The organism is Clostridium aciditolerans (assembly GCF_016316925.1).
Classification (GTDB): domain Bacteria; phylum Bacillota; class Clostridia; order Clostridiales; family Clostridiaceae; genus Clostridium_AM; species Clostridium_AM aciditolerans.
Genome location: NZ_JAEEGB010000013.1, coordinates 76,728 through 102,540 on the forward strand (window position 1 = coordinate 76,728; position 25,813 = coordinate 102,540).

General features: G+C 43.2%; 32 protein-coding genes. 2 read left to right on the plus strand and 30 right to left on the minus strand.

From position 1 onward, the window contains the following. Window positions 1-37 precede the first annotated feature (37 nt). From I6U51_RS11475 to I6U51_RS11600, 26 genes are all read right to left on the minus strand, one after another. The gene (locus tag I6U51_RS11475; protein ID WP_018664397.1) at window positions 38-424 is read right to left on the minus strand and encodes a hypothetical protein; all 387 of its coding nucleotides are present in this window, start codon (window positions 422-424) and stop codon (window positions 38-40) included. Window positions 425-435: 11 nt separating this feature from the next. Further along, on the minus strand, window positions 436-1,026 hold the full coding sequence (locus tag I6U51_RS11480) for a major tail protein (RefSeq protein WP_035197483.1): 591 nt from the start codon (window positions 1,024-1,026) through the stop codon (window positions 436-438). A gap of 3 nt (window positions 1,027-1,029) precedes the next feature. Beyond that, window positions 1,030-1,371, minus strand: a complete 342-nt coding sequence (locus I6U51_RS11485; protein ID WP_063442154.1) for a hypothetical protein — start codon at window positions 1,369-1,371, stop codon at window positions 1,030-1,032. Next, a complete protein-coding gene (locus I6U51_RS11490; protein ID WP_079421694.1) occupies window positions 1,368-1,799 on the minus strand; it encodes an HK97-gp10 family putative phage morphogenesis protein in 432 nt (143 codons plus the stop codon). Before I6U51_RS11490 ends, I6U51_RS11485 begins: the two co-directional genes overlap by 4 nt. 5 nt (window positions 1,800-1,804) lie before the next feature. Then, complete coding sequence (locus I6U51_RS11495) at window positions 1,805-2,140, minus strand: head-tail adaptor protein (RefSeq protein ID WP_211142777.1); 336 nt, start codon at window positions 2,138-2,140, stop codon at window positions 1,805-1,807. A gap of 1 nt (window position 2,141) precedes the next feature. Beyond that, a complete protein-coding gene (locus tag I6U51_RS11500) occupies window positions 2,142-2,462 on the minus strand; it encodes a head-tail connector protein (protein WP_063442158.1) in 321 nt (106 codons plus the stop codon). Between the two features lie 26 nt (window positions 2,463-2,488). Then, window positions 2,489-2,701: a head fiber protein gene (locus tag I6U51_RS11505; protein ID WP_000121277.1), complete on the minus strand. Its 213-nt coding sequence runs from the start codon at window positions 2,699-2,701 to the stop codon at window positions 2,489-2,491. Between the two features lie 12 nt (window positions 2,702-2,713). After that, entirely contained in the window at window positions 2,714-3,907 is a 1,194-nt protein-coding gene (locus I6U51_RS11510; RefSeq protein WP_211142778.1) for a phage major capsid protein, read from the minus strand. Window positions 3,908-3,926: 19 nt separating this feature from the next. Further along, on the minus strand, window positions 3,927-4,616 hold the full coding sequence (locus I6U51_RS11515) for a head maturation protease, ClpP-related (protein WP_211142779.1): 690 nt from the start codon (window positions 4,614-4,616) through the stop codon (window positions 3,927-3,929). Then, complete coding sequence (locus tag I6U51_RS11520; RefSeq protein WP_001048933.1) at window positions 4,617-5,861, minus strand: phage portal protein; 1,245 nt, start codon at window positions 5,859-5,861, stop codon at window positions 4,617-4,619. It lies immediately after the preceding gene. Window positions 5,862-5,905: 44 nt separating this feature from the next. After that, window positions 5,906-7,510 (minus strand): terminase large subunit, encoded by a 1,605-nt coding sequence (locus I6U51_RS11525; protein ID WP_015926202.1) that lies wholly within the window; start codon window positions 7,508-7,510, stop codon window positions 5,906-5,908. Window positions 7,511-7,599: 89 nt separating this feature from the next. Then, window positions 7,600-7,788 carry a DUF5049 domain-containing protein gene (locus I6U51_RS11530; protein ID WP_015926203.1) on the minus strand — a complete coding sequence of 63 codons (189 nt, stop codon included), beginning with the start codon at window positions 7,786-7,788 and terminating at the stop codon, window positions 7,600-7,602. 23 nt (window positions 7,789-7,811) lie between these two features. Beyond that, the gene (locus tag I6U51_RS11535; protein ID WP_211142780.1) at window positions 7,812-8,039 is read right to left on the minus strand and encodes a DUF4314 domain-containing protein; all 228 of its coding nucleotides are present in this window, start codon (window positions 8,037-8,039) and stop codon (window positions 7,812-7,814) included. Next, the gene (locus tag I6U51_RS11540) at window positions 8,036-8,728 is read right to left on the minus strand and encodes a virulence protein (RefSeq protein ID WP_211142781.1); all 693 of its coding nucleotides are present in this window, start codon (window positions 8,726-8,728) and stop codon (window positions 8,036-8,038) included. Before I6U51_RS11540 ends, I6U51_RS11535 begins: the two co-directional genes overlap by 4 nt. A gap of 100 nt (window positions 8,729-8,828) precedes the next feature. Next, a complete protein-coding gene (locus tag I6U51_RS11545; protein ID WP_211142782.1) occupies window positions 8,829-10,988 on the minus strand; it encodes a DNA cytosine methyltransferase in 2,160 nt (719 codons plus the stop codon). After that, the gene (locus I6U51_RS11550) at window positions 10,981-12,222 is read right to left on the minus strand and encodes a site-specific DNA-methyltransferase (protein ID WP_211142783.1); all 1,242 of its coding nucleotides are present in this window, start codon (window positions 12,220-12,222) and stop codon (window positions 10,981-10,983) included. The genes I6U51_RS11545 and I6U51_RS11550 overlap by 8 nt, the downstream gene beginning before the upstream one ends. Beyond that, window positions 12,203-13,378 (minus strand): methionine adenosyltransferase, encoded by a 1,176-nt coding sequence (gene metK / locus I6U51_RS11555; RefSeq protein ID WP_246517292.1) that lies wholly within the window; start codon window positions 13,376-13,378, stop codon window positions 12,203-12,205. Before metK ends, I6U51_RS11550 begins: the two co-directional genes overlap by 20 nt. Before the next feature lie 20 nt (window positions 13,379-13,398). Continuing rightward, a complete protein-coding gene (locus tag I6U51_RS11560; RefSeq protein ID WP_211142785.1) occupies window positions 13,399-13,950 on the minus strand; it encodes a P27 family phage terminase small subunit in 552 nt (183 codons plus the stop codon). Between the two features lie 111 nt (window positions 13,951-14,061). Then, complete coding sequence (locus I6U51_RS11565) at window positions 14,062-14,421, minus strand: HNH endonuclease (RefSeq protein WP_211142786.1); 360 nt, start codon at window positions 14,419-14,421, stop codon at window positions 14,062-14,064. A 154-nt stretch (window positions 14,422-14,575) separates the two neighbouring features. Beyond that, window positions 14,576-14,989, minus strand: coding sequence for a DUF1492 domain-containing protein (locus I6U51_RS11570; protein ID WP_211142787.1), 414 nt, complete (start codon window positions 14,987-14,989; stop codon window positions 14,576-14,578). Next, the gene (locus tag I6U51_RS11575) at window positions 14,986-15,204 is read right to left on the minus strand and encodes a hypothetical protein (protein ID WP_211142788.1); all 219 of its coding nucleotides are present in this window, start codon (window positions 15,202-15,204) and stop codon (window positions 14,986-14,988) included. Before I6U51_RS11575 ends, I6U51_RS11570 begins: the two co-directional genes overlap by 4 nt. Then, entirely contained in the window at window positions 15,204-16,565 is a 1,362-nt protein-coding gene (locus tag I6U51_RS11580) for an SNF2-related protein (protein ID WP_343069632.1), read from the minus strand. Before I6U51_RS11580 ends, I6U51_RS11575 begins: the two co-directional genes overlap by 1 nt. After that, a complete protein-coding gene (locus I6U51_RS11585; protein ID WP_134229999.1) occupies window positions 16,546-16,827 on the minus strand; it encodes a VRR-NUC domain-containing protein in 282 nt (93 codons plus the stop codon). Before I6U51_RS11585 ends, I6U51_RS11580 begins: the two co-directional genes overlap by 20 nt. 219 nt (window positions 16,828-17,046) lie before the next feature. Beyond that, a complete protein-coding gene (locus tag I6U51_RS11590) occupies window positions 17,047-19,413 on the minus strand; it encodes a virulence-associated E family protein (protein WP_211142789.1) in 2,367 nt (788 codons plus the stop codon). Further along, complete coding sequence (locus I6U51_RS11595) at window positions 19,410-19,844, minus strand: DUF7768 domain-containing protein (RefSeq protein WP_211142790.1); 435 nt, start codon at window positions 19,842-19,844, stop codon at window positions 19,410-19,412. The genes I6U51_RS11590 and I6U51_RS11595 overlap by 4 nt, the downstream gene beginning before the upstream one ends. After that, window positions 19,844-20,596, minus strand: coding sequence for a phage antirepressor KilAC domain-containing protein (locus tag I6U51_RS11600; protein WP_211142791.1), 753 nt, complete (start codon window positions 20,594-20,596; stop codon window positions 19,844-19,846). Before I6U51_RS11600 ends, I6U51_RS11595 begins: the two co-directional genes overlap by 1 nt. Window positions 20,597-20,815: 219 nt before the next feature. On the opposite strand from I6U51_RS11600, the gene I6U51_RS11605 reads away from it, so the two are divergent. After that, window positions 20,816-21,046 (plus strand): hypothetical protein, encoded by a 231-nt coding sequence (locus I6U51_RS11605; RefSeq protein WP_211142792.1) that lies wholly within the window; start codon window positions 20,816-20,818, stop codon window positions 21,044-21,046. A 100-nt stretch (window positions 21,047-21,146) separates the two neighbouring features. Beyond that, window positions 21,147-21,440 carry a hypothetical protein gene (locus tag I6U51_RS11610; protein WP_211142793.1) on the plus strand — a complete coding sequence of 98 codons (294 nt, stop codon included), beginning with the start codon at window positions 21,147-21,149 and terminating at the stop codon, window positions 21,438-21,440. A gap of 135 nt (window positions 21,441-21,575) precedes the next feature. Here I6U51_RS11610 and I6U51_RS11615 read toward each other — a convergent pair whose 3' ends face one another. From I6U51_RS11615 to I6U51_RS11630, 4 genes are all read right to left on the minus strand, one after another. Continuing rightward, window positions 21,576-23,510 (minus strand): DNA polymerase, encoded by a 1,935-nt coding sequence (locus I6U51_RS11615; RefSeq protein ID WP_211142794.1) that lies wholly within the window; start codon window positions 23,508-23,510, stop codon window positions 21,576-21,578. A 72-nt stretch (window positions 23,511-23,582) separates the two neighbouring features. Beyond that, window positions 23,583-24,131 carry a DUF2815 family protein gene (locus I6U51_RS11620; RefSeq protein ID WP_211142795.1) on the minus strand — a complete coding sequence of 183 codons (549 nt, stop codon included), beginning with the start codon at window positions 24,129-24,131 and terminating at the stop codon, window positions 23,583-23,585. After that, on the minus strand, window positions 24,124-25,272 hold the full coding sequence (locus tag I6U51_RS11625) for a DUF2800 domain-containing protein (RefSeq protein WP_211142796.1): 1,149 nt from the start codon (window positions 25,270-25,272) through the stop codon (window positions 24,124-24,126). The genes I6U51_RS11620 and I6U51_RS11625 overlap by 8 nt, the downstream gene beginning before the upstream one ends. After that, window positions 25,265-25,588, minus strand: coding sequence for an rRNA biogenesis protein rrp5 (locus I6U51_RS11630; protein WP_211142797.1), 324 nt, complete (start codon window positions 25,586-25,588; stop codon window positions 25,265-25,267). The genes I6U51_RS11625 and I6U51_RS11630 overlap by 8 nt, the downstream gene beginning before the upstream one ends. Window positions 25,589-25,813: the final 225 nt, after the last annotated feature.

The window sequence follows — 25,813 nt, forward strand, 5'->3', positions numbered from 1 at the left end:
CCATAATAAAGAAGCCGGGTAAAGACCTCATCGTCCGTTACCCGACTTCCACGTTTTTTGGAGTTTCCTCCTCACTTTCTACATTTCGCTTTGTACCTTTGAACATCGCCTCGGTAATTGCAGTTTTATATGCCGATAAATCAAGCGGTGAGGTAAGAAGCTCTACTTCTTCCTCTGTCAACAATTCTTCAGGTGCGTTCTTATTCTTAAGATTACGAATCAAAATGGACTGGTTTGCAAGCAATGTAATTAGCCAAACAATCTCGTCCAGTGCCATCTCGAAGTTTTCTGATTTCATCAGCTTTTCTCCAAGGTTTTCAAGACCACCGTAACGACCCGCAATGGCCTTTGTTGCACGTGTAGTTAAAACCAGTTCATACTCTTTGTCACCTATGTTAATTGTGGCACTTCTATCATTATCCATGATTTCCCCTCCTATGGTTCAGGTGTATATACAGGTTCATAGACCTCTGTGAACCAACCTGTTATGGTGGTCGATGAAACACCAGGATCACCTTCTGTAACTTCCGCTTTCCATGGGTGCTTGCCCAATCCATCCAGCTTATTTCTACGCATAACGGTTCCCTCAATGGTGGGTGTAGAAAAGGTAATGGAATCAGCCTTTGTCTGCAAGTTGGTTGCTGGTAGTCCAAACTTAACGCGATACAACCAAAAATAGCGGTATGTTCCATTAGCCCTTTGCGCACGAAACCCAACTGCAACGGGTGTACCCACGTTTTCACTGGCTGAGATTAATACTCCGTTATCATCTGTAGAAGCACCAGTTAAATCCGCTGCGACTGTCGGACCAATGTCGTCTACACCGAGAGTGAGAGTACCACTGTTAAAATCTTTCACAACCTCAGCCGCTCCGTCGTCAGCATACAGAATTGCTTCCACCAGTTCTACCGAGAGTTCAGCAGTGATGGCTTTTGCAAGTACAGAAGGTTGGGCATAAGTTTCCTCACCGTTAGTGTCCTCGGTTATTTTTGAATAGTACAGTCTATCAAGACCGATCGTTGCCATGTGTTATTCCTCCAATCTATAGTTTTTTGCCACATCGATGGCATAATGATGATATCCAGTATCATCCTCGTGACCGATATATCTTCGTTCGGTCAAAGTAAAATCTGCATTTATTAAAGCAGTTGTGAGCTGTCTTTTCCGCTCTAGGTAGTTATTTTTTGAGAACAGTGATATCCTCGCTTCCTGCACATCAAAGCCTGGACGGTTATCCGCATGAACTTCAAAAATATCCGAAAGAGGGAGAATCACGACATACTCATCTGGTGCCAAACCTGAAAAAACCCCAGTTTCCACGGGGAGCAATATAGTGGAAACAAGGGTATTCAATTCCTCTAAAATATTCATATCTTCTCGATCTCCTCCTCCAGCTTGGCGACCATTGCGTTGATGCAAGGTTTCCTAGATGAATTCCTCGCAGGCTTTAGGAAGGGTTTTGCAGGCTGACCATGTTTGCCATATTCAATGATGCTGGCAAGTTTAGCATTGCTCTCACCATCAGATCGCGGCTCAGCAAAGCCAACTTTTACATTGAAGTTACCATTTCTATCCTGCTTTGCACTCGAGAGTCCTAATGAAGATAGCAACTCGCCAGTGCTTTTGGATGGATATTTCGTGCCCTTGCCTACCACCTTACTTAGATTTCCCTTGACTTTATCCAGCACCACTTCACCGCCAACTTCCAAAACCTTAGGAAGAATCACATCGGTCTGGTCAGCTAATCGGGATACCTTTAAAAGGAATTCTTCTGGCATCTTTATATTCGCTTTTGCCATATCCATCACCTCACAGTTGGTTCTAGCTTTTCGGCTAAAACCTCGACATACATCCCTCGGTTTCTTACATCCTCAACACTTAAAATTTGATATCTGCCATCATCGCAGACGATAACCATTTCATTGGTCACCTTAAGTCCGAAGATTTTTCTAAACCTGAATAGGGAAGTTGCAGATGAAAATGATGCCATATTCGTCCATCGCTCACTGCCATGCCGATCTTCCTTGTAAGCAAGTACACTTGCGAGTATGTTGTTATCTTTTGTGGCGAAGCCTTCCTTATCCTTTGTGGGTATCGTGCAAATGATATCGATAAAGGTGTTCATCTTCCCAAAGCTCACACTAAACACCCCACTCTCGATCAAGTCGTAAAAGCAAGTTCACTGTATTCCATACTTGTTGTCCCGCCTGTACGCTATCAGCAAAGAAACCTGCCGTCGAGCCATCTCTACTTTCATAGAAATGACTCGACAACATGATCACTGCTTGTTCTGTTGTTGGAGGCATAGCATGTGTTTCATAATGGTTTTCAGGAACGTGCTGATAGCTCTGTGCATAGGAGACTGCAGCAGTGATAAATCCAATAAGGAGGGCATCATCCTGATCATGTGCTAAAATTAAGTTCGCTTTAACTTTAGGCAAGAGATTATCTGCCACTGCCATACCACCAACCTCCTTTACATTCCACCTTAGTCAGCCTCCATAAGCCCAGCTGCTTTTAGTTTGGCAAGCAAGGCATTAAAGTCCGTAACTAGACCAGCAACATCGGTGGCGGTGCTGTCTGCCTGGTTTTCAGCAACAGGAAGCCCCATAACCGAGGCCCCTTCTTTAATTTCTAAAACACCTCCGATGACAGTTTTTTCTCCGCCTTGTTCGGTATAATTCTTCGTGTTATAACTCATAAAGCACCTCCGTTAGGCTTTCTGTTGGAGTACCTTAACGGCCTCCGGTAAGATAAGCTTTCCATCAACTCGCTGAGTCGCAATAAATCCTACTTGACCTGTAACAGCATAGAGTTCATTTAATCGTTTGAATACTCGTCCTTGACGGTCTGCCACCCAGTAATAACTAAAATCACCGAATACCACAGTCTTTGCACCTGCTTCAATAGTAGGTACATAGGATGAGGTGTACAGCGGACGGTTAAGAATAGTATCAGGTGTTCCCGCTTGGATGGAAGGTTGCCATAGGTACTGGCCATTACCGTCTTTTAATTTACGGATAGCTTTTATAGTGGCATCATTCATTATGAATACTGCCTTATTACGATAAGGTGCTTTCAAGCTGTAGAATAAATCTAAAACCTCATCCAAAGTAATGGCAGTGGCACTTGCCGCAGTAACACCAACTTGACCGCCGCCTGTGGCATTTAAAATTCCTGTTGGCTTACCTGTGCCATCACCTACAAAGAAGGCTTCCTCCTCCTTGTTACCAATGCGACGGGCAAATTCTCTTGTGATGTAGCTTTCGAGATTAAACACGGAATCGTTTAGTAGCTCCTCAGAGACTTTAATCATTGTCGCTAGTTTATAGGCCCCGATGGATACTTGACCGAAGCTGTCATCACTTTCTGGGATAGCTCCTTCTTCATCTATCCAGCTTGCTGTACCTTTGCTTGCAACAACAGGAATCTTACGGTCACCAGAAGATGTAGTAATTACATTGGCCAACCTACGGAAAATATTTTCTTCCTCTAGAGCTTCTACTAGAGTACGTTCAAACTCATCTGGCACAAGGAATCCACCTTCAGAATCAGTGCCAATCTTTAGAGCGTTCCTTACTTCATAGCTGACATTGTCACGCATCGCATTCCAGAAAGCTTTTTTGTATTCAGCACTTGCACGACCGGTCATTTCCTCTCCAGTTCTAGTAGGTTCGTTGGTAATTGGGTTACTGGTTGCTTTCGACAGTTCCAAGTCGATAGATGCTTGGCGTTCTAAACGTTCAATTTCCTTACCAAGAGCCACCACATCGGCTTCCATTTTTTCATAGGTTGTCGTGTCCTCAGCGGATAACAGTCCATCACCGCCACGTTTTGAATCAAGGAATGCCTTTGCTGCGTCCCATGCTTTAGCGCGTTTCTCGCGCAATTCAAGAATTTTACTCATTGTTATTTCCTCCTTTAAATTAGTGCGAAATTAAAGAAAGCCGCTTATCCAGCGACTCAATGGGTGTACCTGTTTTCTGTTTTGGTTGTTTTGGCAGTTTGCTGATAAGCGAGTTAGTAACGGCCATCCTGCTAAAGATAAGACTATCCGTCAAATCTGGTGTTTCACTTTCCATGAACATGATCTTGTCTGCAAAACCAAGTTCAATGGCTTTATTTGCATTCATCCATGATTCTGCATCCATCAGATGGGAGAGTTTTGTTCGGGAAAGACCCGTTTTTAGCTCATAGGCATTAATAATACTTTCCTTAACCTCATCTAATAGTGCTTTTGCTCGTAGCATTTCCTCACTGTCACCGATAGCAATCGTTGATGGGTTATGAATCATCAGCATGGAAACCGGGGACATATATACATCTCCACCTGCCATTGCAATAACGGATGCCGCACTTGCCGCAAGCCCATCAATCTTTACATTGACTTTTCCGGTATACTCCATCAGCATGTTATAAATCTGGGCTGCTGCAAATACATCACCTCCAGGAGAATTAATCCACACCGTAATGTCGCCAGTGCTTGCCAGCAGTTCATCTTTGAAAAGTTTAGGTGTGACCTCATCGCCCCACCACGTTTCTTCGGATATTACTCCGTTTAAATAAAGGGTACGTTCTTCATCAGAATCTCGCACCCAGTTCCAAAACTTTCTCATTTACTGACCTCCTTCGGTTTTGGCAAACGCACCTGCGTCAGCCAGTTTTGTCATATTTCCATTAACCAAATATAAATCGCCGCCTTCCTCAGCTGGTATTCTGTTCATGTCCTCCAGTTCACGGATATCGTTGGCTGACATCCAGCCATTTTGACGACCTGTAGCGTAGCCATTCATACGACTTTGGTAATCACCACGAAGCAGACCGTCCAAATTGAACTTGATAAACAGTGAAGTTTTCTCAGAAGGCAAAATAAGCGATTGCTGGAGACTTTGTTCCCATCGCACCACCCACGGATCAAGGGTGTATTTTACAAACTCCAAAGACTGCTGTTCAATATTGGAGAAACTGGATTTCTCTAAATCTCCCACCATATGAGGCGGCACACGGAAAATTCTCGCAATCTCATTGATTTGAAACTTCCGTGTTTCTAGAAATTGAGCCTGTTCTGGAGGGATGCCGATGGCTTGAAACTTCATCCCCTCTTCCAACACAGCGATTTTGTGAGCATTGCCTGTGCCTTGATAGGCACTATTCCAACTATCCTTGACCCTCTGTATATCTTTGATTACTCCTGGGTGTTCCAGCACACCTCCGGGATTAGCACCATTGGCAAAGAATGCTGCACCGTACTCTTCAGTAGCAAGTGACATACCGATTGCATTTTTCGCCATAGCGATTGGGCTATAGCCAATGAGTCCATCAAAACCTAAGCCAGGTATGTGTAGAACTTCATCTTTACGGAGTGTGACATAGCCACCTTTTGGGTTTAGGCCACTTTCATCAGTATCACGATAGTAGGTATAGACCAGCTCTCCGTTTGTTGCTCGACTAACTTCCATCTTGTTAGGAAGTAGGGGATAAAGTGCAACTGCCTGCCCACGACCGTTTCTGACCACCTGTGCATAGGCATTGCCCCAAAGCAAAAGATGACTCATCAGTGTTTCTCGAAACACGAATGAAGTCATCTCTGGATTTGGTTCATCATGAAGAAGGTAATACAACGGGTGGAAAGGAATCCTTTCTTTACCTCCATCAGAACGATATCTATATACATGAAGTGGAAGTCCGGCAATCGCTTCAGCTAATATCCTTACGCAGGCATACACTGCTGTTGCCTGCATTGCAGTACGTTCATTAACCATTTTGCCAGATGACGTACCACCAAACAGGAAGGAAAATGCACTACCCACACGGTTTTGCGGTTTGTCCCTTGACCGAAACAGTCCTTTTATTAGATTCATAGGCGTCACCTCCGAATATAAACATTGTTGTTAACCATTAAGGTTTAAAAGACAATCAAACCTCGCTCGTCATACACCGAATCTCCACTATTACCTGAGCCACAACGAATAGCACGATCAAGTGCCATGATAGTTGCCACCGCGCCATCTATTTTTTCTGTACTTTTTTCTTTATCCGGCTTCACGTTGCCCGCCGGATCAGTTTTTATAAAGATGTTGTCCATCATCCAACGAAGCACTGGATGCCCACCGTGTGCTATTCTTTCTTCTAATGTCAATTTCATCAGTTCTTTGGTTGGTGGTGACATATCTTTAAAGCCTTGACCGAAAGGAACGACAGTAAAGCCTAATCCTTCAAGGTTCTGAACCATTTGAACAGCTCCCCAACGGTCAAACGCAATTTCTCGAATGTTATATTTTTCGCCCAGTTCTTCAATAAACCGCTCAATGTAGCCGTAATGCACTACATTGCCTTCTGTGGTTAGAATATACCCTTGCTTCTCCCAAAGATCGTATTGCACATGGTCTCTTCGGACTCGGAGGTCAATGTTGTCCTCTGGCATCCAAAAATACGGAAGAACAATGTATTTATCTGTTTCATCCTCTGGTGGGAACACCAACACAAAGGCTGTAATGTCTGTTGTAGAAGATAGGTCAAGACCCCCATAACATACCCGCCCTTCAAGACTTTCTGGTATAACTGGAAATGCACAGGCATCCCACTTTGCCATTGGCATCCAACGGACAGACTGTTTAACCCACTGATTCAATCTTAACTGCCTGAAGCTGTTCTCTTCAGCAGGGTTTTGCTTTGCACTTTCACAAGCTGCCCTTACCTTGTCAATTCCCACCGTAATTCCTAAGCTTGGATTTGCTTTCTTCCACACTTTTGGATCTGTCCAATCATCCTCTTCTTTAGCACCATAGATTACGGGGTAAAAGGTAGGATCGTATTTTCTGCCCTCAATAATATCAACCGCTTTTTGGTGTGTTTCGTAGCAGATACTTTGAGTATCCGTTCCCGCTGTGGTGATAAGAAAATACAGCGGTTGGGTCCTTGCATCCCCAGATCCTTTTGTCATAACATCAAATAGTTTCCGGTTTGGCTGAGTATGAAGTTCATCGAAAACAACACCATGTATATTGAAGCCGTGTTTGGAGTAGGCTTCAGCCGACAATACCTGATAGAAGCTGTTGGTCGGCAGGTACACCAATCGCTTAGTTGAAGCCAGCAACTTTACTCGTTTATTCAGTGCCGGACACATCCGCACCATATCGGCTGCTACTTCAAATACAATTGATGCCTGCTGGCGATCGGCGGCACAACCATACACCTCCGCCCGTTCTTCACCATCACCGCAAGTGAGGAGAAGTGCAATTGCTGCGGCAAGCTCACTTTTTCCCATCTTTTTAGGTATCTCTACATAAGCAGTATTAAACTGCCGATATCCATCTGGCTTTAAAATTCCAAATAAATCACGGATTATTTGCTCCTGCCAATCGATAAGTTCAAAAGGCTTACCTGCCCATAAACCTTTCGTATGGGAGAGTGCTTCGATAAAAGCTACAGCGTAATCAGCAGCATCCTTATCGTAATATGACCCATCAGCTATAAAGGCGGTCGGCTTATATTTCTTCAGTTTCCGCATAAACACCGCCCCTTTTATGAAAAAGGACAAAAGAAAAGAGCCTTAATCCTATAGATGAAGCCCTTCTCCTTATCCTAGTTAAATTTTATTTACTTCTTTTCATCCACTTCCCCCGTCAGTATGAAATGAGCATATTCCGTTTTATGGTCTATTAAATAGACTACCAATTCATAAAACCCTCGTTCATTTGCTTCATACTGGACTCGGTTTGCATCAAACATATTTGTGACTCCACTTTCTCGGATGGAAAGGATTTGTTCTTTGATTATCTCATTCATTTATTACCTCCTCCGATTCATGTTTACTCTTCGATTCTCTTGCATAAATCCTCACCAAAGGCCACTCCAAGGGAACCACCCAAATCCCAACTGACGTGAATCGTTCCTATGTCATCAACACTAGTAACCGTACCTTTCGCTCCAGGCTGAAGTTTGGTATAGGGGTCGTTCATTTTAAGTAGCATGACACGAGTTCCTGGAGTGTAATAGCTTCTAAGTTGCTTTAACATTTCTGGGTGAATGCTATTCATTGTTCACTCACCTCCTGCTTGGCCGTTCCGCTTTTGAAAGCGGAGCTACCTGAAAGCTTGGAAAGGAGAATCTTTCGTTCCATTTTATATTCTGAGCCGATAAAACCAAGCCTTAGAAGGAAGCAACGGAAAGCGTATTTTTCATTCTCTACTGATTTCTCGGTGGAGTTGACACGGGTCTGTTTTTTCGCCATTTCGCAAAGTGCCGTGACAAAATGGGTGTATGCCTTAACCTCCTCTGAGGAGCACTCACCTTGAAACCAAGGGAATGCTACAAATTCCTCATTTACAATGATGGGAATGGAATCCGTATCAAGCGCTTTCTTTATAAGAGCCGCTTTGCTCTCTACCAATCCTTTTAGGTTCTCGATTGCCGTGTCGGTAAAATCTGCCCGTGGCATTTGAATTATCAGATTGATAGATTCTTCCGTTTCATTTGCTTCTGCTTTCGGAGGTGGTGCGTCAAATTCTTCTGAAATTGCTTTGAAGTCGTGAAGTCCCAATAGATCATCGACCAGTTCCTTATTGTCTGGTCCGCTTAGAACTCCGTTTTTGTTAACATTGTAGTCTGCCACCTCATATGCAAATGTAGGTGCTCCGAGATATTTTACAGGGGCATTCAGTTGTTGGCTGATTGCGTTAACCAGTGCTTTTCTTTTTGGTCCCGTAACATTATAGTTAATCTGCATTTTCATACCGCCTTTCTATTTTCGGTACGTACATATATCACTCTAAAAGCTGTTAATATCAAGTCATTTAGAGCATCTTTCTGTAGAAAATACGGTTCCATTAATCGGCGGTATTTTGTGTAGATAACACAATGCCAGTCAGCACAAAACAAACGCATGGAAGTGCTACGCCATTACCCCACATTTTATATTCAGCTGCATCGGAATGAGGATTGTTAAGCCATTTTATAATCTGATTTCTTGTTTTTGGCCTTTTGCTTTTACCTATAATTTTGCGGTGAGTTTCCCAAACCTCCGTCCAGAATGAAATTTCATCTTCTGTCGGATTTTCCGTATCAAGATCATCGCACCAATCGTCGGGAAAACCTTGCAATCTTGCACATTCCGTTGGTGTAAGCCTTCGAACAATATAGTCCGGCTCAACCAATCCATTTTGATAGCCTGGATTGGTACCATTGATAATCGTATTTGATGTACCGTCCTGTCTGTAACATTGACTTTCGGCTTTCATCTGAGGGTAAAATGAAGCTGGGTGTGCCACTGCTCCAGGACCTTTTGCTGTAAGCGTAGGTTGCTGTTCTTCATCTATAGTCGGTTTATAAAGAGCGTTCTGTCCTTGATTAAAAGCCGCCCTATCAATACCGTAAGAAGGTTGAGTCACTACAGGGGCATCCTTATAATCTCTCGACAATAGAGTAGGTGCTTTATCTTCTTCAACCTGTGCATAGGCTCCGGTAGTCATGGCATAGGCAACAGCATGACGATCGGCGGTATTAAGCGTGAAAGAAACATCTTCATCTATACCGCTTCCTTGGGGACCGTTTTTATCCTCTCTTCCAATCATCGAGCCTTGCAGAGCAACCACTGCAATACCACCTTGATTACATCCTGGATTTCCTCCATTAGCATCAATGGTTCGAGAAGTATCCGCTTCATATATACCGCTATGTGGATTGCTAGACTGCATGGAATTACTTTTATCAGAGCAGATGCCATATGCGGTAGGCACAAAAACGGTTTGATCATTATTGCATCCAAGAGTTGCAGACTTGTCATCTTGTATCAATGCACCCTTACCACCGCCTTCACAGCCGGAGCGGATTTTTAACGTTTTAGGAGTATTCATAACAAGGGGGACATTCCCTCCACCAGTTCCCATCCGAGAGGTCAGCGTCTGTACCTTATTATCCTCCGAGAGTTTCACACGGCTATCAGTTGGATGGTTTTCAATGACAACAGCTGTTTGATTATCTCCCATGTTTGCACGAAGTGATCCACTTAAGTTTTCGTCAGTATGACCACCAACTCGAGAAGCAGCGCCCGGTTCAAAGGACATGACTGTACCCGGAACAACACCTGCTCTTAGGGTAGGGGAGCGTTCTTCCTCATAACCGACACTTCTACTTTTGGCACTGTGTTCGGTACAAAATCCGCTTGACTGCATTACGCAAGGCTGATGCCCATGTTCCTCAGCTCGAAGTGTTGCGGTGATATCCTCCGAAACAGACATCACTCTTCCGCCTTGGTCATTTAGGCAAGTTATGCTATCGCCTGTTTTTCCAGTGCAGTTTTTAGCATTTCCGGAAGTTCTTTGCCACGGGCTGCCGCTCGGCGTAAAATTCCTTGGCATGCCTTCGGACTCAAATAGTATTTCTGCGGCACATCTGCCTGCAAAATCTGCGACAAGGTAGATTCTACGACGACGTTGGGGTACTCCGAAATATTGCGCATCGATAGTTCGGTAAGCCACACTCCATCCGTCTCCCATATAGATGTCAGCGTATGGCCATCGTCCTTTTTCAGGTAAAGGCACCGAGGTGTTCGGCTCTTTGACACTGATGACCGCTTCGAGGACTGCCTTGAAGTCTTCTCCTTTATTTGACGAGAATGCGCCGGGGACATTTTCCCAGACTGCGTACCTTGGATATTGTCCATTGGTCTTACACCTCATTTCTTTAATAATTCGGATTGCTTCATAAAAAAGGACGGATTGCTCTCCATCCAGACCGGCTCTTTTACCCGCCACACTCATATCCGTGCAGGGAGAGCCAAAAGTTATGATATCTACAGGTGGAAGCTCCGCACCATTCAATTTGTTTATATCCCCATAATGCTTCATCTGAGGGATGCGTTTAGTCGTAACCCGTATAGGAAACGGCTCAATTTCAGATGCCCATAACGGTTCGATGCCACAAAGCAAACCACCTAAAGGAAAACCACCACTACCATCAAAGAGGGAACCAAGTGTCAATTTACTCATCCTCATTCACCTCCGGTAGGTCACAATATCTGAATTTCGAACCATCTCTTAAAAGAAACACACCATCAGAATTTCCGACTTGCTCAATATACCTTTTCACGATGACATCGCAGTACTTTTCATCCAGTTCAATGGTGTAACAAATTCTATCTGTCTGCTCACAGGCAATCAGTGTACTTCCTGAACCGCCGAAGGGATCGAGCACAATACAGTTACTAAGGCTTGAGTTCATAATGGGATATGCCACAAGTGCCACTGGTTTCATGGTTGGATGGTCGCCATTTTTCTTTGGTTTCTCAAACTCCCAGATAGTGGTCTGCTTGCGGTCTGAATACCAGAGATGCTTGCCTTTCTTTTTCCAACCGAAAAGAACCGGTTCATGCTGCCACTGGTAAGGAGAGCGTCCAAGAACAAGGGACTGCTTTTTCCATATACAAGTGCCGGAAAGATAAAATCCTGCATCTGAGAATGCTCTTCTAAAATTGAGTCCTTCGGTATCCGCATGGAATACATAAATAGAAGCGTCCTTTGCCATCGCTGCCTCGGTGTTTTGAAATGCCGCAAGCAGGAAATCATAGAACGCTTCATTCGCCATATTGTCATTTTTGATTTTTCCAGCAGTGCCTTCATAGTTGACGTTATATGGAGGGTCCGTAACTACCAGATTTGCAGCTTTCCCATCCATTAAGACATCAAAGGTGTCTTTCTTTGTACTGTCTCCGCAGACTAATCGATGCTGTCCGAGTATCCAAACATCCCCTAAATTCGAAACAGCTTGCTTTTTCAGCTCGCTGTCTACATCGAAATCATCTTCTTTTATATTATCCTTAAGGGAATCTTTGAAAAGATCCTCCAACTCTCCTGGGTCAAATCCTGTCAAAGACACATCAAAGTCTGAAGCATTTAGGTCTGTAATGAGAAGTGCCAATTTATCTTTATTCCAATCGCCACTTATTTTATTTAGTGCAATGTTTAGAGCCTTTTCCTTTTGCTCATCCATTTCGACAACTACGCATTCTATTTCATCCATGCCCATACTCAGCAGGACTTTCAAGCGTTGATGCCCTCCGATAACTTTGCCTGTGGTCTTATTCCATATAACGGGTTCTACATATCCAAACTCCTCAAGGGAGCGTTTAAGTTTCTCATATTCCGGATCACCCGGTTTTAAATCCTTCCTTGGGTTATATTCAGCGGGGATGAGTTGTTTCGTTTTAATCTTCTCTATCAACATACTTTTCCACCGCCTTTCTAAATTCACTGTATTTATTTACATCTTCCCACGGGAACAGACAACTATTAAAGTGACCATAAGCCGCTGTGTCAGAATAAACCACATTTCTAAGACGTAGTTTTTCAATGATGGCCGCAGGTCTTAAATTGAAAATCTCCTGTGCAGCAAGAGTTAATATTTCGTCAGAAACAATACCTGTGCCAAGGGTATTTACAGAAAAGGCTACAGGATTTGCCTTACCTATTGCATAGGATATACTAACTTCACATCTCTTTGCATAACCACACCAGACGATATGCTTTGCAATGTACCGAGCCATATAGGCACCGCTTCGATCAACTTTGGTGGGGTCTTTACCACTAAGTGCACCACCTCCATGGGATGCAAGTCCTCCATAGGTATCAACCATAATTTTTCTACCAGTTAAGCCTGTATCGGCAGCGGGACCACCTTCGACAAATCTACCAGAGGGGTTAATGAGAATTTCTGTTTCATCATCAAATGGGAAGTCCTCAAAGCACTGCCATAGGACATTGTTAAGGATATCTGTCCTAAGTTCTTCCTGTGTTTTATCCTTATCATGCTGTACCGATATCACAATAGTCTTTATTCGCACTGGAGTGTCCCCTTCATATTCCACCGTCACCTGTGCTTTACCATCTGGGTGGATACCTTTTATCAGTTTCCCTTTTCGGCAATCATCCAGTCTCTTTACAATCCTGTGAGATAGTACAAGGGGTAGGGGAAGCATTTCTCCCGTTTCCTTTGTAGCATAGCCATACACAGTTCCTTGGTCTCCAGCACCTATCGAACCATACTGTTCATTTATTCCATTTCTTACTTCCAGTGCAGTATCCACGCCAGTTGCAATATCTACACTTTGTTTGTGTACAAATACATAAATCAAGAATTTAAGAGGGTTGTATCCAATCTCTTTAAGGACCTTCCTAACAATGTATCGGATGTCTATTTTCTCGCTGCAGGAGATCTCGCCCGCCACGATAATTTTTCCTTTAGTCGCCATAACCTCGCAAGCCACCCTTGATGCCCTATCTTTACGTAAGCAAGCTTCCAAAATGCTATCTGCTATGATGTCGCATAGTTTGTCAGGATGTCCAGCACATACACTTTCTGCTGTTGAATATCTTTTACTCATTACATCATATCTCCTCATCTTTATTTTCCTCTGCGGGCAGATAGCAGTCGCTCCATCACATCGTCCTGTGGGTTTAAACCAGAATACTCTGTAGCACAGTTCTCTCTAACGATTTGATATATCTCCATCCACAGCCTGTTTGTCTGACTCATAAAGTTCTGACTCATCGCTACATAAGGACTTTGAATAGCATTGCCGGTGGTTGGGTGCTTGGCTAGAAAACCAAACTCGGTTACTGCTTCCTCACACTGTATCCATCTGGCCGCACTCATGGCATATCGCTCTAGAAGCTGTGGAAGTACCAAATGGGCACAGCCACGTTCTTCAAGCCATTTCCATGTAATTTCATAGATTTCACTCGCTACTAGGGTCTTTCCATCTTTTTGCACTTCGGAGAGCATGGCCATTGGCTTTGGCATTTCCTGCCCCTTCAGGTCAGCGGTATTTTGGAACTCAACGACTTCAAGCTTTCTCTTACCTGGATTTCCCTCTGCAATTTTGTCAGCAAGCGGTTTCTTCTTTTGACCGGAGCCTATACGGGCGCCGCCACGATTTGTTCCATCTTTAGCCATTCACTCACCTCTTTTCGTCGATGGGCCTATTACCCTGTTTGATACCGCGAATTTTCACGCGTTGCCCCACGCCCGTTACACAAAGAAAAGGCTGTAGAGATTTGACTCCCCCTACCGGGTTCCCCAACGGTCTCCATCTCTTGCCGTGATGGCAGAGTGGCAAGGAGTACAAAGAGCCATCAGATTACTTCTATCGTGAGTCCCTCCTCTTGCAAGAGGAAGAATGTGATGGACTTCATTTGCTGGGGTCAACTTTCCTTGTCGTTTACATTCCTCACAAAGAGGATGGGCTGCAATGTAGCGGTCACGTATCCTTTTCCAAGCACGACCATAACGCTTACGTGTTGCTGGGTCACGCTGATACTTCTCATACCGTGCAGCTTCCTTCTTACTATGCTCTTCACAAAAGCGCTTGTCGGTCAGCTCTGGGCAACCGGGGTAAGAGCACGGTCGCTTAGGTTTCTTTGGCATACTGCACCTCCTTTTGCCCATAGAAAAAGCCCTCGCAGGAGTGGTTCTCCCGTGAAGGCTTCTGTTTATTAATATTCCATACTACCATTATATAACTTTCACTACGGACAAACAGTGTCATCGTATGCCAAACTGTGCCACAGTGTGCCAACTTTTATTTTGGAACCTTTAAATGTTGCAAAGCGGATGAGTGGAGTCTGTGTACGGTTCTCATAGAAACATTAAGGTTAACACAGATTTCTTCCCAGTTAAGAAAGTTAATGTATCGGTAGCGAAGAATCAGCTTCTCATCTACGTTTTCCATCTGGTTAATTGCTTCACGGATATCTGATTTAAGCTTTACTAGCCGTTCAACCTCTTGTTGTATCTGTTGCTCCAAATCTACTATCCTAATCACATATTTTTCAAAGGGTGGGTCAGTACTCTTGGTTCTACTGACTTTTTCCTCAAGAACGGGGGATGAAACACTTCTTGATAGTTCCCTTAAGTTTTGCAACTCTTCAAGGTCGGAGTTAATCAATTCATTCAAACGGTAAGCCTGCTTTAAGAATTCCTTAGCTGTCATCATCGCACCACCTCCTCTTGTAGCTGTTGAATTAACATGTCAGGGTTTAGGGAGGTGAGGACATTGAACAATCTAGAATGAAAGAAGCACTCAACCTCACGTTTTGTATATAAAGCAGAATCATTGCGAGGGTGTTTTGCTAATCTTTTCAGTGCAAAACGATAATCCTTGACCGCCTGTAGAATAATGGCATTTGCTAGTTTTTCAAAAGCGTCCATCATACAGCATCCCTCGCTTTCCCAAGATTTGCTTTGACTGCATTGATAAGATCGGATTGTGTCTTTTCCTTTCGTTTCAAAGCCCTCATCACATCTTCATCAATCGTGCCTTTAGTAATAATATGATGGATAATCACTGTCTCATTTTGACCTTGTCTCCAAAGTCTCGCATTTGTTTGCTGATAGAGTTCCAGACTCCAAGTAAGTCCAAACCAGATAAGCGTTGAACCACCACTTTGTAAGTTAAGGCCGTGTCCCGCAGATGCAGGATGGATAACCGCTACAGAAATATCGCCGTTGTTCCAATCCTTGATATCCTTGGAAGTCTTAATTTCTCTGACATTAAATTTTGCCTTAATACGCTCTAAATCGTGATTATACCAATAGGCAATAAGCACAGGTTTGCCGTTAGCACCTTCAATTAAATCCTCAAGAGCATCCAGCTTGCGGTCGTGGATAATATGGCGATTTTTATCATCATCATAGATTGCACCGTTTGCCATTTGCATGAGTTTCCCCGAAAGGACTGCTGCATTCATGGCATCAATCTCCTCATCAGCAAATTCAAGAACCATCTCTTCACGAAAGTGATCATATACGGATTGTTCTTTGTCATTTAGATACACAGGCACTTCATTGATCACGCACTCTGGCATTTTCAGAAAGTCCACTGATTTCATGGAAATGGTGATATCCGAAATGAGCCGATATATGGCATCTTCAGCACCTGGCAATGGTTTATATGAAAATACGATTTGCTGATTACGTTTATCCGGTGTAAAGAAGGAATTGCGGTAGTGAGTGATGTACCTGCCGAGTCTTTTACCCATGTCGAGAATACGAAACTCTGCCCACAAATCCATTAACCCATTACTGGAAGGTGTACCCGTAAGACCCACGATACGTTTCGCCCTAGGTCTGACTTTTAGTAAACTCTTAAATCTTTTTGCTCCATAGGACTTAAAAGATGACAATTCATCAATGACCACCATGTCATAATCAAAAGGAATGCCACTTTTATTTACCAACCAGTCAACATTTTCTCTGTTTATAAGATAGACACTTGCAGGTTTCCTAAGAGCTACCAACCGCTCCTGTTCTGTTCCGATGGCTACCGAAAACTCCAGTCCTTTTAAATGCTCCCACTTATTTATCTCAGCTGGCCAAGTATCCCTCGCTACCCGAAGTGGGGCAATGACCAGAACCTTTCCAATTTCAAAACGATCAAGACATAAGTCAAATATAGCCGTTAGAGTAATGACGCTTTTGCCAAGACCCATTTCTAAAAACACCGCAGCGATAGGATGCTCAAGTATGAAGTTCGTTGCATAGGTCTGATATTTATGAGGATTGTATTTCACCCAGTATCCCTCCAATCTGCTTAACATCATCAATGACATAGCAGGTAAAGCCTAACTTCTGTAATTGCTTTATTCTTCTAATCTGTAACAGGCGAGGTTTCTTTCCGGGAGCCTTTAATTCTATAAAAGCCATCTTCCCATGTGGTAAAAGCACTAGGCGGTCTGGCATCCCATCTAAACCTGGACTAACAAACTTCGCCGCAATGCCTCCCATCTTTTTTACCTCCGCTACCAGTTTCTTTTCTATATATTTTTCAAGCATAAATACCTCCCATATAAAAAGGCTCGGAACAAGAAAACAACTTTGACCCAATTTTCCTATACGCGCGCGTATGCGTGTATGCACAGGCTACTATTACTTCTTTTTACTATTAATAAATAAATAGGATACTTCTTGTTCCACTTGTTCCGAACCGTTGATTTTCCTTATCATTACTAACTTTAGGGAAAGAACCAGTATGGGAACAAGGTAAGGTACAACTTAGCGTTGTTCCTCGACTCGGGAATAAGCTCGTTGCTTTCCGTAGACAGGAAACGTCACAACACCATTCTTGTTCCCAGTGTACTTGTTCCACTCACTGATTTTTCTCATAATGGCACCGATAGCATAGGAATCTGATGGTTTTAACATTGATGCCTCTTTACCGAAACACTCACACCAAATTTCCATATTGCAGACAAGGGTCCTTTTTACTGTTCCAACACGGGTGCCGCCGCCAAATTCACTACCTCCAAGGAAATTCCTACGCTCGTATAAAGACATTGTGTCCCAATCATCCGGTAAGAGCGTATCCAGATAGGTACGAACTAGTCCTTCTCGTTCATCCGTTTCCATAGCATCTGCCTGTTCACTAGTTGCCATGGTTACATCATCACCTTCAAGGTAGAGTTTTTCGCCCTTCTCATAAAGAAGTAGAGCCTCTGCCCAAATTTGCTGCACTTCCTCTTTGGTCATCTGCCAAGCTTTCTTTTTACCGTTACCGCTAATACGGACTGGCCAAAATCTGCGGTTACCTGTAATATCCCGAAGAAATCCGCTTTCTGCATTGGTAGAACCTACAATTACGCATTGACGGGGATGGCTTTCCACGTTGACCCCATAACTGGCACGGTACTTATCATCCGCCCTCGAGATAAAGGACTTCACAATCTCCACATCCGTCTTACGCATTCCAGCAAGCTCACCGAGTTCCAGTAACCAATATCCCTGAAGTTTCTCAGCCCCGGATTTATCCTTCATATCTGTAATGGTCAAACTGTCTGAAAACCAATCTCCGGCAAGCTTAGCAAAGAATGTTGACTTACCGATGCCTTGAGGACCGTTTAAGATTAGAACACTATCAAACTTTGTACCTGGTCTATAAATGCGGGCTATCGCTGCAACCATCGTTTTACGAATAATTGCCTTTGTGTAGGAATTATCTGTTGCACCGAAATAATCAATTAGTAGATTTTCTACTCGGCTAATACCATCCCATTTTGGTAGGGAATCTAGGTACTCCTTAACAGGGTGGTAGGCTCGTTCAGCCGCTACCGCTAACACAGCATCTTTGGTCTTGGTAGGAGAATAGACCCCGTATTTGCCGCTTAAGTACACCTTCAGCAGTGCATTGTCCGAATCATTCCAACCCGCCTTAAGTTGTTCCCAAGGTAGACCACCTTTGGCATCAATTCCGTCACGGTGGCAGTTGAAAGCGATACACTGTAAATCTTCATCATGTCGAATAATCATGACGATGTTGTCCAGCGTGTCTTTTATCCGACCTTGCTTATCCAATTCCAAACCTGTCTGCCAATCCTCATCATTAAACTCCTCTTCAGCCTGTGACTGTCTCTCCCTAGCAAACTCAGCTTTTACCGCTTCATCTTTTATAGCAAACTCGCACATTGCCACAAAAGACGGCATCCTGCCAGGAGCCGTTGTAGTGGAGGCTCTATCATCTAAAGAGCCGAATTTATGAATACGAACAAGGTCAAAAGCATTGAGGAGCAGGCCGCTTGCTGGGTCGGTGGCATGGTGGCTGTATGCGAATTTATCATCATAGATAATCACACCCGCACTACTGTCAGCTGGAATATAGTCATAGCGTCCTTCCATAACAGATGGTGCATAAACTGCACCTAAAAATTTATCAATTGCTTCACGAACGGAATAGGCTCGACAGAAAGTTCCTACCACACCTTCCTTTAAAAGCGGATCGGCTTGTTCTTTTAGACTGCGATTAATAACTTCAGACTGCCTGCTTGATACGGGCCAAGTTGACGTATCTCGCCAATTTCCATATTTTGCAAGATAAATATCCGGGTCAAGTAATGCTCCATCCTGCTCTTCGTAGACAAATTGACCATTAGAGGAAGTGGATGGCCAATACATAAGGCGATGGGCTTCATATGTCGTATCATCGAAAAGATCAATATCAATTTCTTTTGCCACCATACGTCCAACAGCTGCATATTCTTCTTCGCCGATCTCACGAGCAAGGGGAACGATAAGTCTGAGTCTCGGATTTTCTGGTGTGTGCTTATGAGTGGAGTAAACGCAACATTTGAAATCGAAAAGCATACTGATTTGCTCCCAAATATCTGGTCTACCATAATCCATATCAAGGGTGAGCAAAGAACGGCAGAGAACATTGCCCTTCTTTCGCCTTCCTTCTTTTAAATGTCCTCCGACAAAGCCGCCCACATCTTTGATATCATCTTGCTGGCCTTTTTTAAGTTTCCGATATTCTTCTACCGTTTCTGTAGTACGTTGGGTTGTCTTTACACGGGAGCAAAAATCCTCCCAGGAGATATCTTTGTTTTTCCATTTCCTATCCATCCGGCTATTGCCCACTGCAATTTTCATAAGCTTTCAACCTCCTCATGCTCCGGACTAAAATACCTGACCGTTTGTCTGCGTTTCTTGGCTACTTCAATTTCCCTCGCCATACCGCTTGAGATGGTATTTCCCAGCACCCACACCTCGGAGCATTTACCCATAAGCACGATGTCCATAAATATGGCAAGCTCTCGTTCCTCTGGGTTTTCATCATCCATAAACTGCGGAAACATAAGGTGGGGAGCAATTGGGATACAATTACTCTCCAAAGCAAATCTACAAAAGTTACGAGCCTTTTTAACGTCTCCTTCTATATCACCGGAATAGGGAGAACAGATATATACAAGCGGCTTAAAGGCAGATTTTTTCTCTGCCTTTTCCTTTCTCATTATGTTGGTCAGTGCTTCATGGGGAGTTGGATCATGGTATCCTTCATGATTGAATTTGTTGATTCCCATTACACACCCTCCATTTCTATCTGAGGCAAAATACCATCTGCCTTCATCAGTTCGTAAATGAAGAGTCTGCCTTTTTGAGTCCAGTATGTATGGACCTTTGTATGCTGTTCACCATTACTGCCAAGGTAGCTATGCGTCTTGGTGCTGGTGTAGCCTTTTTCCGCATACTTCTGATATAAAAGCCAAATGCCCCCTTGTTTAAACTGGACGCCCTTTTTATTAAGATAGCGGTTCATCCAAATAGCTGACTTGCCGTAATCTTTGGCAATTGCTGAGGTGGAAATGAGGTCTTTACAATTTAAAACCACATCATAATAGGAGACTTTCGGTTTCATTTCTGCAATTTGCTGATTCTGAACAGCAACTGTACCTTCAAGCACTTTATTTTGTTTCCTTACTTGTGTTAGCTGTTGATTGGCAATCTGAAGTGCCCTTGCCATGATTGCTTCTGGGGAATTCCATCTTCTTTCTATTTCAAGAAAGTATTGACGACACTCTTTCCCTTTTGGAGTACGCTGTATCATGCATAGCTCTTTTGCCATGTCAATTGTTAACTGATGGTCTATGCTTGGTCTGCCTCCAGTACTTTCGCTCAAAAATGAGCTAAAGTCTGACCCTTCCTCAAATCCGTACTCACACATTCTTGGAAACCAGTCTTTATAAGCGGTCTTTACTTCCAAGGCTTCATGTAGATCACGACCGAGTACGGTTGGTCGTTGACTTTCATAATTGATTTTTACTAATTCGTCCATACGAATTACCTCCTGCAATATAGTCAGAGGAAAGTTCCTCTACCTAATAGCCACAGGAGGTAATGAATGTTGAGGATTTTGAAAAAATAATTTGGAAATCTGATTATCGTGCGGAATTTGTGTATGTTAAAATGGATTTAAAGATTGATTCAGCAGTTTTTTACTTCTACAGACGGGCCAGTTTCAAGAATTAGAAAAAATAGAAAGGGAGGGGTTAGCATGCTTTTACTTTGGTACGCTTCATTTTTGGCATCAATTTTCACATTGATATTCGGGCTTTTCAAGCGTTCTGGGCTTTTCATGCTAATAAGTACAATTACTTTTATACCTATCGCATACTATTTTTTGGGAGCAGAAAACGCTTGGAAGTATGTAGGTTTTACTCCAGTCATTCTGTTAATTCTTACAATTTATTTTTGGTTTTCAGGAAGAAAAACTGAAGCTTTATAATTCCGTAAACGGGCGCAATTTTGTAGCAAGAATTGTGCCTTCTTCCCTAGAAAGGGCCATGTAGTTGATATTAAATTTTGAGAAAGAATGGGGATTGAATATGAACCCACTATACTTATCATTGAAAAAAGCAGGTTTAATTTTCACAAGAGATATAGACCGGAAAAAAGAGGATTTTATTCTTCTTGAAACAAGAAAAAACGGCTCATCAGAAGTCGATATTGCTACATTCGAAGCCCTTTTTGAAGATGTAAAAGAGAATCCGACATATGAGGCTTTGTCTGGTACCCATACTTTTAAATTGGATGGAGTGCAATATACTATGACCGCTGAGGAAATGGGTTATCAAAAGTATTTTGATAAATGGAAAGAGCAAGGATTGTTTAATTTCTAAACTTCAATCGGGACATTTGTGGAAAAACAAGATAGCACACACTAATCATAAAATAAGTGCTATCCCGTTTTCATTATTTAAAAGTTGAAGGTCTTTTAACTTCTTACCACACGATAATTCGAATACCCAATTATTTTAATCTTTTTGATAAAACTGACACTCAAAGCCATCAGCATTGAGTAAAAGTCCTTTTGCCCATGTTGGTGTCCTAGCCATCTGTTCACAGATAGCAGAAAGTGACATCCCCTTATCCGCCTCGATGATAATTTCATCGTGTACATGAGCCACAATGGAACAATTCTTTAATGTCTGCATCGCATGACACAAAATGTCTCGACTGATTGCCTGAACGATATTCTCTACAAATTTTGGGCCATAGCTTTCAATTCTTTCCCATTTCCTCGTCCCACCGACACCTTCGTAAGTAACCGACTCACCGCCGAACATATTCTCTCCCATACGAGGTTTCACATAGGCAAGCCGTCTGCCAGAAGGAAGAACTATAAAGAGCATCCCACTTTGATAGATAAATTTAATGCCGTGTGTCTCAGTAGGAGTCTTTTTCTTAACACAAGTTTTTACTGCTCGGTCAACATCCCACCAAAGTTTTGTGATATTGGGATTGGATTGTCTCCAAGCCGTTACAAGGGGCTGAAGTTCCCCTTCTTCAATTTCCATCTCCAAAGCACCCATTGATTTTAATGCTCCAACAGACCCACCATAACCTAGGGCAAGTTCGGCAATTTTCCCTTTCTGACGAAGGTGGCCGTTCACACCATGCTTTTCAACTGGTACATTAAACATCTGAGATGCACTGGCACAGTAGATGTCACCGCCCTTTTGGAATACATCTAATCTCCATTTTTCACCTGCAAGCCAAGCAATGACGCGAGCCTCAATCGCTGAAAAATCTGCCACAATGAACTTCATACCTTCTCGTGGTATAAAAGCAGTACGGATAAGTTCCGACAGTACCTCTGGGATTGAATCATAGAGTAAAGTAAGAGCATCAAAGTTTCCGCTTCGAACTAAAGCACGAGCCTGTTCCAAATCGGGCATATGGTTTTGGGGAAGATTTTGTAGCTGAATCAGCCTGCCAGAGAATCTGCCGGTTCTGTTGGCTCCGTAAAACTGGAACATTCCTCTTGCACGACGGTCACTACATACCGCATTCTCCATTGCTGTGTATTTTTTCACCGATGATTTTGCAAGCTGCTGACGAAGTTCCAAAACAGTGCCTAGTGGTTTAGGACCCGTCTTTAGCATCTCAGCAACCGCTTTTTTACCAAGGGTATCTGTTTCTAGCCCATTGTCAGCAAGCCATTCTTTCATTTGTTGTACAGAGTTTGGATTCTCCAAATTGGTTATTTCTTGCATTATAGCCATTAGCTTTTCACGGGAATGTTCATCCATCACAACAGCCTGTTTTACGAAAGCCATGTCAATGGCAATGCCACGATCATTGATTTCCTGGTCGAGATGATATTCCTTCCAGATATTTTCCGGCACCAGAAACTTGGATAATCTTTGCTGTATAGACATCTCGGATTCCACATCGCGAATGTTATACACTTTAAACCGCTCCCATTTATCCATGTCGTGTTCTGGTAAATTACGAACTCGACCACCATTAGATTTTGTAGGGGAGCAAGGTGTACAGAAATATTTTATAAGGTCTTTACCCTCAGTCAATTTTTGTTTTTCTAAACCTAGAACTGCACCGACTCCCTCCAAAGAAAGAGGTAGTCCCATATATGCCGACCATATCATGGAACATTTCCAGGATGCGGGGTCAAGATATTCTTTAAGGTTAAGCCATTTTGATAGACACACACGCTCAAACATTGCGTTGAAAGCCCACTTGGTAACGGAATCATCCATAAGTGCGTTTATAATTTCAGCTGGGATTTCCTCTCCGCAGGCAAGATCAACAACTTGTACTTCACCAGAATCTACCGAATAGCCAAATAGTAGAATTTCAAAATCATCACTCTCGACATAACGGTAAACTCCAGACTTTTGAAGATTGGCACTACTAAATGTTTCAATATCAATAGAAATAGAATTCATGTATTACCGCCCCTTCCAATGCAAACGAGGTGGCAGAAGAACAACCTCCACCACCTCGTTTGTATTTATTCTTTATGCTAGAAAATCATCATCTTCAATCGTTGTGAAGTCATCAGCTGCATTGGTTCTTCCGCCTAAAGGCTCTCCATCTCTTATCTTCTGGATGTTGCCAAGACCACACGCTACACCCTTATTACCATTAGAGTTAAAAGCATAGAAATTCAGGGATACTCTTGCATAACAACCACTGTAAACCTCGTTGCGATCCAAGATAGGTCTGACTGCTTTATCTACTATTTGGGGTGGAGTCTTGCTGTTGGCATTTACAAAATAATGTCCTTTGTAAGCCTCGTCATCACGTTCTACGTCACCATCTCGAAGTGGCAGTTTGATAGCCGCCTTATTCGGCTTTTTACCACCAAACTTTGCAAGGCCCTCTTCAATTGCTGCATCTACTGCTGCATTGATAGCATTGATGGTTTCCTTATCTGTTTTGGGAATCAATACGGATACGCTGTACTTTTCCGCTCCGCCATTGATGGATACGGGTTCCCAGCCGTGAAAATAGCTAAGACGTGTGTTGACGTTTGTAACAACCTTCGTTCTGTTTTGATTATTCATTTTCCAATTCCTCCGTTATCTCATTAAATTCGTTTTTTACGTTTGATGTATTCATAGCTGGCCGCTTATCCGAATTTGGAACCAGCGTTGGCTTGCCCGGTGGTTTATGTATGAGGCCACCGAGAATTTGCTCAAATTTCTTTTTCCCCATCAGCTTCTGCATTTCCGTAAGGGTAATGAGACTCTGACGATAGATATCCTTATAGCCGTTTGCCTTGGCTACTTCAGCCACAGCCTCTTCGTCCTTATATTTACGGATAGACCTGCCCTCGACTACCTTAAAACCGCGCCACTCTTTCCCGTGATTAACAGCAGCATCCGTGGCATAAGCAATGATTTCATTTGCCCACTTTGTAAGGTCAGACAGTTTAGAAAGAACTTCTTCAATTTCGGAGTCCGGAAGTAGGGGTGGCAGTTTAAACTCCATCTGTGCTAATTTCAGCTTTTCTTCAGCCCTTGCACGGCATTTAACAGCCGCTCGGCAGAAAGTACACCACTCACCGGTCAGATATTCACCTTCACCGTCATAGGCCTTTTTCGCCTTTGGTTTCAGTTCATTTTCTGCCCAGTCCTTTAATTCCTTTACCGGGATTGTCCATGTGCTGACATTTTCCCTGCGGGGTTGGAAGATGGTCATGGAAACCTCCTCGATATCGTACAAGCTATCGTAGATTTCCAAAGCACCAAGGGCATACAATTTCATCTGCGGATTATCTACCGCATCTACCAACACACCCATGCCATACTTAAAATCGATAATGTGAAGCTTTTTGTCACCAATGATGATGCAGTCACCAGTTCCAAATCCCTGTGGAACATAGCAGGAAAAATCAAGACGCTGTTCGATTAATATTAAAGGGTCTGTGCAGCTCTGCTTTGCCAGCTCAAGCTGTTCCATTACAAATTCCACATAGGCATCACTGTGTTCTTCCATCTCATCGGAGTTATAAACTGAGACAGGACGCTTACTTCTCATGTGAAGTGCTTTTTTGAGTTTATGTTCGCAGAGAGCATGGGCGGCGGTGCCTTCAGCGGCTGCACTGGATTCGTTATTTACAAACTCCAGTTCCAATCGTGCAGACGGAAGGCAATTCAGCCACCTATGGGCGCCTGATGCGGAAAGAACTGCATGATCACTCATTCCCAAGTACCTCCGCATCTTTTAACATATCTGCATAATGTTTTGGGTCCACTTCGCTTAATTTAGAGCCACCGTATTTTTGGATTATTTCTCTTATTTGGGCAGTAAGACCGGCTTGACTCTTTTCAGCGAGTTTTGCTCTGACTTCCTCCAGAGTGATTTCCTTCTTATTTGGTTCAGGCTCTTTTACAGTTGTAGTCGGTTCTTTTGTTTCGACAGGTTCATTGGCCGCCATTACATCCGCAACCGCTTGTATGCTGTCTGCCAAAGAGCGCATATCAGAAACCACATCAAAGAGTAGTTTGATTTTGCTCATGGTTTAATCCTCCTTCCTTAATCTCACTTATGGCGAGTTCCTGTACGGTGTCACCCGGAACAAGGATAGTCAGTTTCTGCTTATCACCAAGTAAGAAACGGAGGAAACGCTCCCTTATGGTGACATTACGACAGGAAACAATCCCGCCAGACTGTGGAGTTTTTGAAACACTGATTTTCAAATTGTGTTTCATGTTCTTCACCTCTTTCCCGAGAGCGTTTATGT

Coding starts and splice junctions, on each gene's coding strand:
- I6U51_RS11475 (WP_018664397.1), bottom strand. CDS start 424: ATGGATAATGATAGAAGTGCCACAATTAACATAGGTGACAAAGAGTAT.
- I6U51_RS11480 (WP_035197483.1), bottom strand. CDS start 1,026: ATGGCAACGATCGGTCTTGATAGACTGTACTATTCAAAAATAACCGAG.
- I6U51_RS11485 (WP_063442154.1), bottom strand. CDS start 1,371: ATGAATATTTTAGAGGAATTGAATACCCTTGTTTCCACTATATTGCTC.
- I6U51_RS11490 (WP_079421694.1), bottom strand. CDS start 1,799: ATGGCAAAAGCGAATATAAAGATGCCAGAAGAATTCCTTTTAAAGGTA.
- I6U51_RS11500 (WP_063442158.1), bottom strand. CDS start 2,462: ATGGCAGTGGCAGATAATCTCTTGCCTAAAGTTAAAGCGAACTTAATT.
- I6U51_RS11505 (WP_000121277.1), bottom strand. CDS start 2,701: ATGAGTTATAACACGAAGAATTATACCGAACAAGGCGGAGAAAAAACT.
- I6U51_RS11510 (WP_211142778.1), bottom strand. CDS start 3,907: ATGAGTAAAATTCTTGAATTGCGCGAGAAACGCGCTAAAGCATGGGAC.
- I6U51_RS11515 (WP_211142779.1), bottom strand. CDS start 4,616: ATGAGAAAGTTTTGGAACTGGGTGCGAGATTCTGATGAAGAACGTACC.
- I6U51_RS11520 (WP_001048933.1), bottom strand. CDS start 5,861: ATGAATCTAATAAAAGGACTGTTTCGGTCAAGGGACAAACCGCAAAAC.
- I6U51_RS11525 (WP_015926202.1), bottom strand. CDS start 7,510: ATGCGGAAACTGAAGAAATATAAGCCGACCGCCTTTATAGCTGATGGG.
- I6U51_RS11530 (WP_015926203.1), bottom strand. CDS start 7,788: ATGAATGAGATAATCAAAGAACAAATCCTTTCCATCCGAGAAAGTGGA.
- I6U51_RS11535 (WP_211142780.1), bottom strand. CDS start 8,039: ATGAATAGCATTCACCCAGAAATGTTAAAGCAACTTAGAAGCTATTAC.
- I6U51_RS11540 (WP_211142781.1), bottom strand. CDS start 8,728: ATGCAGATTAACTATAATGTTACGGGACCAAAAAGAAAAGCACTGGTT.
- I6U51_RS11545 (WP_211142782.1), bottom strand. CDS start 10,988: ATGAGTAAATTGACACTTGGTTCCCTCTTTGATGGTAGTGGTGGTTTT.
- I6U51_RS11550 (WP_211142783.1), bottom strand. CDS start 12,222: ATGTTGATAGAGAAGATTAAAACGAAACAACTCATCCCCGCTGAATAT.
- metK (WP_246517292.1), bottom strand. CDS start 13,378: ATGAGTAAAAGATATTCAACAGCAGAAAGTGTATGTGCTGGACATCCT.
- I6U51_RS11560 (WP_211142785.1), bottom strand. CDS start 13,950: ATGGCTAAAGATGGAACAAATCGTGGCGGCGCCCGTATAGGCTCCGGT.
- I6U51_RS11565 (WP_211142786.1), bottom strand. CDS start 14,421: ATGCCAAAGAAACCTAAGCGACCGTGCTCTTACCCCGGTTGCCCAGAG.
- I6U51_RS11570 (WP_211142787.1), bottom strand. CDS start 14,989: ATGATGACAGCTAAGGAATTCTTAAAGCAGGCTTACCGTTTGAATGAA.
- I6U51_RS11575 (WP_211142788.1), bottom strand. CDS start 15,204: ATGGACGCTTTTGAAAAACTAGCAAATGCCATTATTCTACAGGCGGTC.
- I6U51_RS11585 (WP_134229999.1), bottom strand. CDS start 16,827: ATGCTTGAAAAATATATAGAAAAGAAACTGGTAGCGGAGGTAAAAAAG.
- I6U51_RS11590 (WP_211142789.1), bottom strand. CDS start 19,413: ATGAAAATTGCAGTGGGCAATAGCCGGATGGATAGGAAATGGAAAAAC.
- I6U51_RS11595 (WP_211142790.1), bottom strand. CDS start 19,844: ATGGGAATCAACAAATTCAATCATGAAGGATACCATGATCCAACTCCC.
- I6U51_RS11600 (WP_211142791.1), bottom strand. CDS start 20,596: ATGGACGAATTAGTAAAAATCAATTATGAAAGTCAACGACCAACCGTA.
- I6U51_RS11605 (WP_211142792.1), top strand. CDS start 20,816: ATGCTTTTACTTTGGTACGCTTCATTTTTGGCATCAATTTTCACATTG.
- I6U51_RS11610 (WP_211142793.1), top strand. CDS start 21,147: ATGAACCCACTATACTTATCATTGAAAAAAGCAGGTTTAATTTTCACA.
- I6U51_RS11615 (WP_211142794.1), bottom strand. CDS start 23,510: ATGAATTCTATTTCTATTGATATTGAAACATTTAGTAGTGCCAATCTT.
- I6U51_RS11620 (WP_211142795.1), bottom strand. CDS start 24,131: ATGAATAATCAAAACAGAACGAAGGTTGTTACAAACGTCAACACACGT.
- I6U51_RS11625 (WP_211142796.1), bottom strand. CDS start 25,272: ATGAGTGATCATGCAGTTCTTTCCGCATCAGGCGCCCATAGGTGGCTG.
- I6U51_RS11630 (WP_211142797.1), bottom strand. CDS start 25,588: ATGAGCAAAATCAAACTACTCTTTGATGTGGTTTCTGATATGCGCTCT.